General features: G+C 69.4%; 16 protein-coding genes. 10 read left to right on the top strand and 6 right to left on the bottom strand.

Translation table 11 applies throughout. From position 1 onward, the window contains the following. Positions 1-357 precede the first annotated feature (357 nt). From ACZ5PB_RS09655 to ACZ5PB_RS09635, 5 genes are read left to right on the top strand one after another with little or no spacing between them, the layout of a single operon-like run. Positions 358-1,200: an aKG-HExxH-type peptide beta-hydroxylase gene (locus ACZ5PB_RS09655; protein ID WP_468689378.1), complete on the top strand. Its 843-nt coding sequence runs from the start codon at positions 358-360 to the stop codon at positions 1,198-1,200. Positions 1,201-1,223: 23 nt separating this feature from the next. Beyond that, on the top strand, positions 1,224-2,393 hold the full coding sequence (locus tag ACZ5PB_RS09650) for a YcaO-like family protein (RefSeq protein ID WP_468689375.1): 1,170 nt from the start codon (positions 1,224-1,226) through the stop codon (positions 2,391-2,393). Between the two features lie 20 nt (positions 2,394-2,413). Beyond that, positions 2,414-3,157, top strand: coding sequence for a class I SAM-dependent DNA methyltransferase (locus tag ACZ5PB_RS09645; RefSeq protein ID WP_468689373.1), 744 nt, complete (start codon positions 2,414-2,416; stop codon positions 3,155-3,157). After that, the gene (locus ACZ5PB_RS09640) at positions 3,154-4,002 is read left to right on the top strand and encodes a class I SAM-dependent methyltransferase (RefSeq protein ID WP_468689372.1); all 849 of its coding nucleotides are present in this window, start codon (positions 3,154-3,156) and stop codon (positions 4,000-4,002) included. Before ACZ5PB_RS09645 ends, ACZ5PB_RS09640 begins: the two co-directional genes overlap by 4 nt. 56 nt (positions 4,003-4,058) lie before the next feature. Further along, a complete protein-coding gene (locus tag ACZ5PB_RS09635; RefSeq protein ID WP_468689371.1) occupies positions 4,059-4,937 on the top strand; it encodes a phytanoyl-CoA dioxygenase family protein in 879 nt (292 codons plus the stop codon). A 745-nt stretch (positions 4,938-5,682) separates the two neighbouring features. Here ACZ5PB_RS09635 and ACZ5PB_RS09630 read toward each other — a convergent pair. The 4 genes from ACZ5PB_RS09630 to ACZ5PB_RS09615 all read right to left on the bottom strand — a co-directional run bounded on the left by ACZ5PB_RS09630 (position 5,683) and on the right by ACZ5PB_RS09615 (position 7,242). Beyond that, the gene (locus tag ACZ5PB_RS09630) at positions 5,683-5,982 is read right to left on the bottom strand and encodes a transposase (protein ID WP_468689370.1); all 300 of its coding nucleotides are present in this window, start codon (positions 5,980-5,982) and stop codon (positions 5,683-5,685) included. A gap of 142 nt (positions 5,983-6,124) precedes the next feature. Further along, the gene (locus tag ACZ5PB_RS09625; protein ID WP_468689369.1) at positions 6,125-6,382 is read right to left on the bottom strand and encodes a helix-turn-helix domain-containing protein; all 258 of its coding nucleotides are present in this window, start codon (positions 6,380-6,382) and stop codon (positions 6,125-6,127) included. A gap of 195 nt (positions 6,383-6,577) precedes the next feature. After that, positions 6,578-6,691, bottom strand: a complete 114-nt coding sequence (locus tag ACZ5PB_RS09620) for a hypothetical protein (protein ID WP_468689368.1) — start codon at positions 6,689-6,691, stop codon at positions 6,578-6,580. A gap of 23 nt (positions 6,692-6,714) precedes the next feature. Further along, on the bottom strand, positions 6,715-7,242 hold the full coding sequence (locus ACZ5PB_RS09615) for a response regulator (RefSeq protein WP_468689367.1): 528 nt from the start codon (positions 7,240-7,242) through the stop codon (positions 6,715-6,717). Between the two features lie 218 nt (positions 7,243-7,460). Between ACZ5PB_RS09615 and ACZ5PB_RS09610 the strand changes: the two genes are divergently transcribed. From ACZ5PB_RS09610 to ACZ5PB_RS09595, 4 genes are all read left to right on the top strand, one after another. Beyond that, on the top strand, positions 7,461-7,790 hold the full coding sequence (locus tag ACZ5PB_RS09610; protein WP_468689365.1) for a hypothetical protein: 330 nt from the start codon (positions 7,461-7,463) through the stop codon (positions 7,788-7,790). Between the two features lie 14 nt (positions 7,791-7,804). Next, on the top strand, positions 7,805-7,969 hold the full coding sequence (locus ACZ5PB_RS09605) for a hypothetical protein (protein ID WP_468689363.1): 165 nt from the start codon (positions 7,805-7,807) through the stop codon (positions 7,967-7,969). Between the two features lie 8 nt (positions 7,970-7,977). Then, complete coding sequence (locus tag ACZ5PB_RS09600; protein ID WP_468689359.1) at positions 7,978-8,121, top strand: hypothetical protein; 144 nt, start codon at positions 7,978-7,980, stop codon at positions 8,119-8,121. Positions 8,122-8,950: 829 nt separating this feature from the next. After that, entirely contained in the window at positions 8,951-9,382 is a 432-nt protein-coding gene (locus tag ACZ5PB_RS09595) for a hypothetical protein (RefSeq protein ID WP_468689358.1), read from the top strand. Positions 9,383-9,505: 123 nt separating this feature from the next. Here the strand turns inward: ACZ5PB_RS09595 and ACZ5PB_RS09590 are convergent, their stop codons facing one another. After that, positions 9,506-9,703, bottom strand: a complete 198-nt coding sequence (locus ACZ5PB_RS09590; protein ID WP_468689356.1) for a hypothetical protein — start codon at positions 9,701-9,703, stop codon at positions 9,506-9,508. 604 nt (positions 9,704-10,307) lie between these two features. On the opposite strand from ACZ5PB_RS09590, the gene ACZ5PB_RS09585 reads away from it, so the two are divergent. Next, complete coding sequence (locus ACZ5PB_RS09585) at positions 10,308-10,604, top strand: hypothetical protein (protein WP_468689354.1); 297 nt, start codon at positions 10,308-10,310, stop codon at positions 10,602-10,604. Here ACZ5PB_RS09585 and ACZ5PB_RS09580 read toward each other — a convergent pair. Then, positions 10,568-11,418 (bottom strand): IS5 family transposase gene (locus ACZ5PB_RS09580; RefSeq protein WP_468689568.1). Its coding sequence is split into 2 segments (ribosomal slippage): positions 10,568-11,079 and positions 11,079-11,418, totalling 852 coding nucleotides; the frame shifts between segments, so codons are not numbered across the junction. The two genes, ACZ5PB_RS09585 and ACZ5PB_RS09580, sit on opposite strands and share 37 nt — an antisense overlap. Between the last annotated feature and the right edge of the window lie 8 nt (positions 11,419-11,426).

Raw genomic sequence — 11,426 nt, 5'->3', positions numbered from 1 at the left:
GACATCGAGCAGGTCACCGAGGAGCTCCCCGAGTACGCGCTCATGATCGACATTCCGAAGGAGGACTGAGCGGTCCGGACAGGTCGCACCCGCCCGTCGTGCCGGTGCTCCTGCTGGCGAGGTTCGTTCCGTCGGAGCCCCCGCGCGCTCACCGCACCGACCCACGGCCCGGCGGTTTCACCGTGCGGGTTGCCGGCCGCCCGGCGCGCGGGGCGCTGTCCCCCGGAGGGCCGGCCCTGTCGGACACGGCACCAGTCCTCACCCGGGCAAGGAGCTGAAACGCGTGGAGGTGAGCAGTTGCTGCGAGTAGCACCCGACACGCACGAGGCGGTGCGAGATGAGGGAGCGGTCCATCGAGTGGTCTGTTCCGTCCTGACGGCGGCGGGACTCCCTGCGCCGCCGCAGGCGCATCCCGCCGTGGTGGCCGCCGCTTTCACCCTTCAGAAGGAGCCAGGACTCGCTCCTCAGGCGATCCTGCGCAGCATGCGTGACGCCAAGGCCCGCGAGAGCCTGGCGTCCGCGGAGCCGTCCCCCCACCTCGTCCGATCGGTGACCCGCGCGCTGTCCGCACTGCCGGCCGGATCCGACGCCCCCGAGGGCTCCCGCGTGGCGTCCTGGCAGCAACAGGAACGGGCCGTGCTCGACGAGAGCACCGCGCGACTGGCGGCCACCTGGCCGCTGATGCTGAGCGAACTGCGCATCGGGGTCGCGCAAGTGGCTCTCCTGGAAGGCCCGGCGATCGACGGCTTCACCGACTTCGCCACTCATGGCGCGATCTACGTCAACCGGTCGCGGCTGCGCACCAGCCCCCGCGGGCTGCCCGGTCCGGTGCGGTGCGCGGAGGCACTGGTGCACGAAGGCACCCACACCCGCTGCAACGCCGCCCAGCTGAGCGCTCCGTTCCTCACCCCGGCCGCGGACTCCGCACATACCGTCCGCACCCCCCTGCGCGCCGATCCCCGGCCCGTGGCGGGGCTGTTCCAGCAAATGGTCGTCCTGGCCCGCAGCAGCGCGCTCTACGCGCTGCTGCTCGGCGGCGACACCACGGCCGCGGACGCGCTGGACGCCCGCCGGGCCCTGCTGGTGCAGCAGGCGCGGCAGGCCATCGGCACCCTGCGGGACCGTTCATCACTGCTCTCCGGACACGGGCTGACCGTGCTGGAGGAGTGTGCCGCCCTGCTGAGGACCACAGCCGTCTGACCCGACACCCCGGAGCCACGCCGATGCCACAGCCCGCAGCTCCCTCCATACCCACCTCTTGGGAGCCTCAGGTCTTCGCACCGTTCCCCAGCGAACCCGCGGTGCTCTTCGGGCGGGTCGCCGCCCGCAGCGCGCTGTTCGCCGCCACGGACAGCGCCGGAGGTGACCACGTCCTGATCGGCAGCGCGTCGGGGACACACCCCGACGACGTCGCCCTGCGGGCCCGCGGCGAGCTGCTGGAGCGCCTGGGCAACGTGCTGGCGGCCCGCGCCGCCGAGGAGTCCTGTGCTCTCGTCGCCGATCACGCCGAGTTGGTCCGTCGAGGCGCTCCCGCCCTGGACCCCGCGCCCTGGTCCGGGCCGGCCACCCGGAGCGTGCGCCAGCTGTGGGTCACCGGGCGCTCCCTGCTCTCCGGTTCGGAAGTACTGGTCCCGGCAGGTCTGGCCTTCCTGCAGCACCGTCCGCCCACGGGTTGCGCGGCGCCCGACCGGGCCGGCTCCACGGGCCTCGCGGCCCACCCCGACCCGGGCACCGCCGTCGAGCATGCCGCCTGGGAGACACTCGAACGCGATCTGCTCCGCCTGAGCTGGCAGGATCCGGCACTGCATCCGCCCCGCCACCGTCCCGTACACGACGAACTGCCCCTCCCCCTGCGCCGCGTGTGCGAGCACCTCGGACTGCGGGCGACCGCCTTCACCCTGCCCGCGCCCGGCTGCCACGCCGTCGCGGTCTGTCTGCACACGCCCGAGCACAACGAGCAGACCTTCGGTGCTCGTTGCGGCCCTCCGGGGCAGGATGCGGAGCTCATCGCCCGCGCGGCCCACGAGGCGCTCATGGTGCGCTGGAGCATGAGCACGTCGGCGGCCCGACGGGTCCGTGTACGGTCCCTGCCCGGCGACAGGCCGGTCTCCGCGGTCGAGCACGCGGTGTGGACGTATCTCGGCTGCCAGGACGCGATGGCGCGCTGGCTGCCGCACACCACGGCGGACCGGTGCCCGACACGGCCCGGGCCGGTGGACCCCGTGCGCCTGCTCTCCGAGCACACCGGCCAGGACGTGGTCGCGGTCGACACGACCCCCATCGCGTTCGCCGCATCCGGGCAGGCCGTCGTCCGGCTGATCGCCCCCGGCGCCCTGCCGCTGCCGTCCGCCTCTCCCCTCGGCTCGCGCATTCCGCCGCACCCCTTCGGCTGAACCACTCACAGAGGAGCAGCATGCCCCCGAGTCCCGATTACGCCGTGGACCTGGCCGACCACTACGACGACTGGTTCACCCCACCAGCGGCCACCACCGACGCGACGGTGTCCCTGCTCGACCGGCTGGCGGCGACCGCACCGGCAGGGCCCATACTCGAACTGGGCATCGGCACAGGGCGGATAGCCCTTCCGCTCGCCGCGCTCGGGCACGACCTCCACGGTATCGATGCCGCGAAGGCCATGGTCGAACAACTCCGCGCCAAGTCCGGGGGAACCGACATCGCTATCAGCATCGGCGACTTCTCCGATGTGGACCACGACGGCCGGTTCGGGGTGATCTACGTGGTCAACGGCACGTTCTGCGAGCTGACTTCCCAGGAAGCGCAGATCCGCTGCCTGACCCGGGCCGCGGCGCGGTTGCTCCCGGGCGGGCTCTTCGTCCTGGACGCGCATCTCCCGGAGGTCCTGGCCGCCGAAGCCGGGGACGATGCCCAGCCCGTCGAGGCGGCCGGCGGCGACCCGGTCACGCGTATCCGCCGGATCCACCCGGCGACCCAGCGCTACACCTCCGACTACAAGGTCGTCCACGACGGCGAGGTCCGGCACGTCCGGGTGGCCTTCCGCTACGCCTCCGCGGGCGAACTCGACCTGATGGCCGCCGTGGCCGGCCTGCGACTGCGACAGCGGTTCGGCGGCTGGTCCGGGGTCCCGTTCACCGACAGCAGCGACTACCACGTCAGCGTGTACGAGCTGCCCGTATGAGCGCGGCGGACCTGCCCCGTGGGGGTCGTGACCCAGAGGCGTACCTGCGCCAGAATCGTGAACTGTGGCGCCAGTGGACGCCGTTGAAGGCCGCGTCGACCCAGTACGACCTGGCCGGTTTCCGGACCGGCGGTTCACGGATGCGCGCACTTGAGCGTGCCGAGGTCGGCGAGGTGCGCGGCCGCTCGCTGCTGCACCTGCAGTGCCATGTCGGCATCGACACACTCTCCTGGGCGCGGCTGGGTGCCCGGGTGACCGGTGTCGACTTCGCCGCCGAGGGCGTGGCGACGGCGCGTTCCTTGGCCGCCGACATCGACCCGACGGCGGTCTTCGTGGAGGCGGATGTCCTGGCGCTGCCCGACCATCTGGACGGCCATTTCGACATCGTGTACACCTCCCACGGTGTGCTGGGCTGGCTGCCCGATCTGCGCCGCTGGGCCGAGGTCGTCGCCCACTTCATCGCACCGGGCGGCTTCGTCTACGTCTTCGAGTCCCATCCCGCGGCCTGGATGCTCGACAACCGGCTCGACACGGCCGAATTAGGCCTCCGCTACTCGTATTTCGGTGAGCCGGAGCCTCTTGCCTTCGAGTACCGCAGTCCGACAGCTGTACCGGACCGGGAGGTGCCGGGAGTCGAATACGCCTGGGGACACTCACTCGGCGAGATCGTCAGTGGCCTGGCGTCCGCGGGACTGACCGTCGAGTTCCTTCACGAATGGCCCTTCGTGGCTTGGCGGATGCTCCCCTGCATGGTGGAGCACGACGACTACTGGTGGCGGCTGCCGGACGGTCTGCCGTCCATGCCTCTGTCCTTCTCTCTCCGTGCTTCCAAGCCGCCCGCCTGACGTCAGGCCGCCCGCCTGACATCAGGCCTGAGACAGGGAGAAGCAGCTTGCCCGCCGTGACCTCACCCCGCTCACTCGACGAGCTCGATCTCCGCCACGTCCTCGACGGCCGGCTCGTGGTCGTCCGGGACGGTCTCGCACAGCTCACCTCCACGGGATCATGGACCCGGGAAGCACTGGGGGCCATCGCCTCCGCCGTCTCGCCGGAGGCCGCCGAGCAGGTGTCGGAGCGAGGGTTGGAGCACATCCACACCGTCGCCGACATCGATCAGTTGCGCGCCGTCCGCGACGACCTCGACCGTCGCCTCAGGCCCTCCGCACATCATCTGCTGCTGCGCTTCGCCGGCCTGCTCCCGCCGCAGAGCCGCAAGGTGTACGTCAGCGACCACCTGGGGGTACGGATCATGCCCCCGAGGACCACTGTCCACGGCCGGGAAGAAGAACTGGGTGGATACACCGGCTTCATGATCCCGACCGGCGCCCACGTGGACTCGTGGTTCAACACCGCCGTCAACTCCGTCAACCTCTGGATGGCTCTCAGCCGGGTCCGCCGGGACAACGGCCTGCTCATCTGGCCCGGGGCGTATCGGCGCTCGCTGCTCCACGAGGGGGTACGGCTGCTCCCCGGCCAAGCGGTCGGCGAACCGGTGGAAGTCCAGCTCAACCCGGGTGACCTACTGCTCTTCGCAGGCGACCATCTTCATGCCACTCGTCCCAACAGTGGGCCGGAGACCCGGTGGGTGGTCACCAAACGCATCTGCCTCGGCCCACCCCGTTACCACCCGCGCGCCACCGGCTGGGTCCCGTACCTCGACCCGCGCCTGCTCGGCACACCGCTTCGCCCCCTGGCACCGCTGCGGTCGGTCCTGACCGCCGGACGCGCCCGCCAACTCGTTCGTCAGACCCGCCGCCGTCTCAACTCGCGCGATACTTGAGCACCGGCGCAGCAGCCCGAGCGCAGGAGAATACCTCCCAAGTCGGCTGATTATGACGGCGCCTTGATGTTCCGTCAGCCTTCTATGTCATGCCTGGTGGACGCCCTCTCGCTGGCGGTACGGTCGGCTCAGGCAGGGCGGAACGTTGTCGGCCCTGCCAATTCTCACGTCAGAAGAGGGCGTTCATCGCTACGCGGGGGGCCGTGCCCGTCCGGTCGTTCCTCGGCCGTTCGGGCACTTTCTGATACTCATGCGGGTAGCCCCGAGGCTATCTCGTCGAAACTTTCGTTCCCCTGCGGGCAACATGATCGGTCGTAAGGTGGCGGCGGTCTACCCGGACCAAGCCGTAGACCCGTCATGACCCTTATCGCTCTGGACTTGCCACACGCGCTTCTAGTGATATCCGTGCGGGCACTCTGGGCAGCGGCTACAACGGGACTCGGCTTGCCAACGGCTACGCGAGCCGGCTGCCCCTCAGGGCACGTGGGGAACAGGGGCGGCTTCACGCACCGCCCCAGGCAACGCAGTTGGGCATGGATGCGCGGCACCCCGTAGGTATGGCGGGAGGCAACATGGAGGACGGTGATCTCGTGCACCAGAGCTTGGCCAGCTGCCCGGCTGGCGGTCCGGGACTTCGCCGCCGACCGCCAGGCCTAGAAAGAAGAACGGGCCACCTGCAGCAGCCGGCAGAGGAAAGCGACGCCGTGAGTGGTCTTCGCCGCCTCGATGAACGCGCACGTATCGTTCACCAATCGCTCTCCTTCGCGAAGAAGACCGCGGCTTTTCGCAGGACCTCGATGGTCTTGGCCTGCTCGGCGGCAAGCTTGCGCAGCCGCTTGAGCTCCTCCCCCTCGACCGTGGTGAGCTCGCCGGGCCGACCCTCACCTCGGTCTGCCTTGGCCTGGCGGTGCCGGCCGCGCAGGGACTCCGAGCTGATGCCCAGATCCCGGGCCACGGCGGTGACCGTCTTACCCGAGGAATCGACGAGCGCGATCGCCTCCCGCTTAAACTCCTCGGTGTACCGCTTCGTGTACTTGCTTCCCACCTGGCGCTTCTTCCTCTGGAACCTCGGTTCCCAGTCTCCAGGTGTCCACGATCAAGGGGAAGGCTCAGCTGCGTCGGCAAGTCGCCTCAGCGGCCAGGTGATCGCTCGACAGGAACGGGGATCCAGCGCTATGCAGGGGAAGTTAGAGAAGGGAAACACCGTCCCACATCCGCCCTGCTGAGGTCACCTTGGGGGCCTTCTTGGTGGCCTGGGCCTTGGTCAGGCCCTGGTGCATGAGGTGGTTGCGGCCGGCGCGCCAGCGTTCGTAGGCGGCGACCTTCATGCCGAGGGCGAAGTTGAAGCCGCAGCGGGAGGCGTTTCCGTAGGGGTGGAGGATCTCGGTCTGGGCGGGGGTGGGGTCCAGGGCGTACCGGTGGGCCTTGATGATCGTTTCAGTCATGCGGGGATCATCAAGGCCGCCTGACAGCCGGAGCCGGTTTTCGGGCCGGGTCCGGGGCCGGAGACGGGGGTGCCCTGACTGCCGTTCACGGCCTGGATGGCGAATCCCTCATCGGGGAGCGGGATTTGGGCTTCCGGGCACTGCCGTGAAAATCTCCACCCATTCGTGATCTTAAGGGCCTCGGGACGTCAGGGGCTACGGGGTGCTGTCCGCCCCGCCGTCGGGCACGGTGGCGAGCCCCGCGCGGTGGGCGATGAGCGCGGCGTGGAGGCGGCGCTGGACGTTCAGTTTGCGGAGGATGGTGCTCACGTGGTCCTTGACGGTGGCCGGGCTCAGGTGGGTGGCGAGGGCGATCTCGGGTTCGAGCGGCCGTCCGCGAGCAGTGCCAGCACCTGGCGTTCGCGTGTGGTCAAGGATCTGAGTTCCTCCTGCGCGTGGTCCTGGCCGTGGCCGGTGAGGAATCTCCCTGTCAGTGCGTTGCTGACCGGGGGCGAGGTCATGGTCCAGCCCGCTGCCACGAACCTGACGAGCGGCGCGAACTGCTCGGCGGGCGTGCTCTTCAGGACATAGCCGCGGGCCCCGGCGGCGAGGGCGACGGCGACGTACTCCTCGTCGGGGAAGCGGGAGAGCACGCACACGTGCGGGGGGTGGTCCATGCTGCCGAAACCCGCGGACAGCATCGGTGCGTCCTGCGTACAGCTGTCGAGGAGTACCACGTGGGGCTCTTGCCGCTGAACGGCGGCGACGGCTTCCCGCACCTTCACGGCGCCGGTGACGTCGATGTCGTCCGCCGGGGCGAGGGCCGACTGGATGCCGATGCGGGTCAGGGGTTCGTCGTCCACGATCACCACGCTGATCACGCCGTCACCTTCGTCCGGTCACCCCACCCGCTCACTCGGTGTTCCCCTGACTCAGTTTAGCCGGGTGACCGCGCGGGCGGGCTGGTGCCCGCCCCCGCCGGTCGGCGGGGGTGAAGTTCCACTGGTCGGCGGATACCTTCTGACCTGCATGTATTTGATGATCATGACAACCGGGGCGGCACTTTTCAGCCCGGCCCGGGATGAGCATGAGGGATGCAGTGAAGAAGATCAGATTCATGTCCGCGCTGGTGCTGGCCTCGATCGTGTCCGGGGCGGCACCCGCGCACGCGGTGGACGTACGGCAGGAGTACAACATCGCCAACTGCTACTTCGACAAGAGCAAGTCGGGCAAGGACCGGGCGAAGTACTGCAAGGCCCTGGAGGGCAAGCCCATGACGAAGACCGCGAAGGACTGCCTGGTACGGGCGGGCGTCGGGGGCGCGGTGGCCCTCGTGGTGGGGCGGGTCAACAAGAAGGCGGCCCGTGAGATCGCCGTGAACGTGGCCGGAGCCGGCGCCGCCGCCTGCCTCTCGTCCCTCCTGAAGTGAAAGGGGCCCCGACCGTGCCGCCGCTTGTCACGAAGATCCTGATCCTGATCGCCTACACCGCCGTCCTGGCCGTCGGCTGCAACTGGCTGATCACACCGCTATGGGGCCAGATCCTGTTCACCGCCGCCTCGGCGGCCGTGCTCGCCTGGGCACTCGGGAAGACCGACAGCCACACCTGAAGTCCGCGATGCCGCACCCCAACCGGCTGGACGACGCCGCCGTCTACACCGAAGAGGACTGCGCAGGCACGCAGACGATTGTTCCCGCGAACACCAAGGTCGGGCCCGAGGTCAAGTTCAAGTCGGTGCTCGTCGACAGGCACGTCGACTGAGCCACCCACTGCGCCCCGGTACGAGCCCCCACGGCCCGCACCGGGGCGCAGCCGCGTCACGGCGAGCAGCAGATGAACTCCCCTGGGCGTGGCGGGACTTACGGCCGCACGAGGGAGGCGGGCCGCGTCACGCACATCGGGAACGGTCCGCATCGTTCCGGCAGCGATGAACACCGGGGCCAATCCGACGGACGAAACGTGACCCCACCCGTTGTCCCAGGCCAGCCTTACGGCCGTCCCCGCGCGGAGCAGCCCGCCCAGGAGGTGCCGGGCACGGGCCCGGTCGGCGGGGTCACGGGCAGGATCAGGGGGCTGGCTCCCAGCAGGAGTCCCGCCAGCGCGGCAGGCGGCTCTGTCGGGCGCGGTGTCAGACGACCAGCTTTCGATCTTCATCCGAACGAGGGCCGCGGCCCCAACATCCCCAAAACACCGTCGTCAGCATGCAGGGGATACGGGCGGCCGCACAGCGGCCAACCCTCGGCCAGCATCCACCGGAGGATCACGACGCGCGGGAGGGATGGCTGGGCGAGGTCCAAGTCGGCCCGGGGACGCCATGTCCTGCACAGCATCGAGGTGCGCAAGCAGCTTGCCTGGGCGCCGACGGGACTGACCTTCAACTCCTTTCCTGCCGGTCAGAGATGTCACCGACTCCCATACCTGCACGGTTGGTGACCACTTGCGGACCTGCGGCCCACAGGGCTGCTGCCACTGCCGACCCCGGACAGCACACCGTGCCCCTGATCGTCGTGCCTGACCGACGGGTTGATCGTTTGACCCAAGTGACAGCGAAAGTTTTTGAGCCGACGAGCCCGTTGAGGAAACAGTGATCATGAACTTCAGGTCCGTCACAGCAATGCTGACGGCGACTGCCGCAGCAGGAACTCTGGCCGTGGGCATTGCCTCCGCTGCTCCTGCTCCTGCCGCCGCTGCCCCTGACGTGGCGTCTGTGGTAGTTGACCCCGCGGTCGTGGTGAGCGATGACGGCACGCGGGCCCGTATGACGATGAAGGTGACGTGCCCGGCCGGAGCCACGGCTGGCATCGTCTTCCTGCGCGTCGAAAGAAGGGGCGTCCTCCTCACGCGCGCGGAGAAGTCGAAGTTCACATGTACCGGCACTCCGCAGGAACTGGTCTACGACCTGGAAACTTCCCGCACCATGTCGGAGGGCCCGGCCTTGGTCAAGGGCGTTCTCGCGCCCCGCGAGGAAAACCGCGATGCCTTCAAGCCAGTAAGCATCCGCGGCCCGGTCATGGTCTACTGACCTGCGTGTTTCACGCACGGACGACACCTGTCGGCACGCGTGGCCCTGCGTGAAGGCCGGCGGGGGCGGCGGCGGGTCCGGTGAGCCCGTCCCCGAGACACCACGGCCGCCCCGGGGCCGGGCTCACGGGCGGCTGAGCGCAACTGCGGCAATCGCCGTGCCGAGGACGGCGACGAACGTCGCAACGATCGTGGCGCCCACGGTGATCAGGACCCCGGCGCGGGAGTGGCGCCAGGCAAGGTAAATGCCGCCGCCGACCAGGAGCAGCAGCACGCAGCCGAGCAGGAGCAGGGTCACCAGGGCGTGCAGGGAGAGATTCATGGTCACTTCCTTCGTTGAGGTGTCGGCCCGGGCCCGGGCCCGGGGTGAGCGTGGGCGGTGGTACAGCGGCTCGCCGCCTTTGGCGGCGGGGTGGGCAGCGGACAGCAGCGCCCCGTCCGGATCTGCGGACAGGGCGGGGCGTGCGGGGTAGTGAGGTGACTTTGCGGAAGGCGGCAGCAAGCAGCGCAAGTCACCCTCTGAGTCGGGCAGTTCGGCCCCCTGTACAAGCATGACGGCTGGGGCGAAATATCCCCTCTGCCGGGGGCAACAGGAGCAGGCAGGGGGTGCCCAAGGAGGCGGTTGCCGGGGCCCCGGCGAACTCCACCGGTGAGGCGACCCTGCGGGAGGCGAGGGCTAGCCGCGCAAGTTCGGGCCGCCCCCCAATCCCCCAATCCCTCCCAGCGCACCTCGACTACCTGGGAGAACACGGCTTCGCCCCCAATCCCCCAGTACAAACCGGGGGTGGGGGCCGTTGGACACGCCGAGCGGGAACAGTTCCGGAGGGGGCACGGCCGCCTCCTGGACGTCGAGGCGCCAACTCCTCTCTGACACGGAGTTGGGGGTTCCGAAGTGCGCCCGCGGCCGGTTCTGTCAGGCTTCGGGCATGCCGAAACGCGATGTGTGGGTGTGCCTGGACTCCGTCACGGTCAACGCCGACACCATCAGAACCATCGAGCACCCGCCGGACACCAACACGGTCGAAGTCAGCGTCACAGGGCGCCGGGCGCCCCTGGCCGTGCGCTGCGGCGACCCGGCGGCCTCCTGCCGGAACCTGCTGGACGCCATCGCCCGGTGCGCCGAGCAGGGCGGGCACTGGATCCTCACCCCGACCACCGCACGGCCACCTAGGCGGTTTCGTTTGGATCACCTGGCTGACCAGAGGAAGATGCTCGCAACGTGAAGTCTGGCCAGGTAGATGGCCGCTGTCTTCTCGTAGCGGGTAGCGATACCTCGCCACTGTTTCAAGCGGTTGATGCAGCGTTCGACCGTGTTGCGCTGCCTGTAGGTCTCGCGGTCGAAGGCGGGTGGTCGGCCGCCCCGGCTGCCGCGTCTCAGGCGGTGGCCGCGTTGATCGGCCGGCACGGGGATGACCGCCCGGATACCGCGCCGCCTGAGGTGTTCACGGATGGCCCGTGACGAGTACGCCTTGTCTGCCAGCACTGCCTCTGGCCGGGTTCGGGGCCGTCCACGTCGTCGGGGAACACGCAGCCGGGCCATTACGTCAGCGAAGGCGGGCGCGTCACCTGCCTGTCCGGCGGTGAGATGGAAGGCCAGCGGGCGGCAGTTGCCATCGGCTGCGAGATGGATCTTCGTGGTTAGTCCACCGCGGGACCTGCCGATGGCGTGGTCGTCCGGCTCATCGGCCGGGGCCCCTTTTTGCGGGCTCCGGCCGCGTGCTGGTGGGCTCGCACGATCGTGGAATCCACCGAGACGACCCAGTTCAGCTCCTGGTCGGCGTCGGCCTGTGCCACAAGCGCCGTGAACACCCGCTCCCATGTGCCGTCGGCGGACCATATCCGCAGCCGGTTGTAGACGCCCCGCCAGTTGCCGTACTTCTCCGGCAGCTGAACCCACTGTGCCCCGGTCTGAAACTTCCAGATGATGGCGTCGATCACCTCTCGGTGGTCTCGCCATCGGCCACCCCGCTTCGGTGTCCGGTCCGGCAGTAACGGCTCGATCCGCGCCCACTGCGCGTCAGTCAACGACACCCCCAGACAACGAG

The sequence above is a fragment of the Streptomyces sp. NPDC032721 genome, assembly GCF_055579625.1.
The sequence above is the reverse complement of the archived record's forward strand: the minus strand, read 5'-3'. Positions and strand labels throughout refer to the sequence as shown.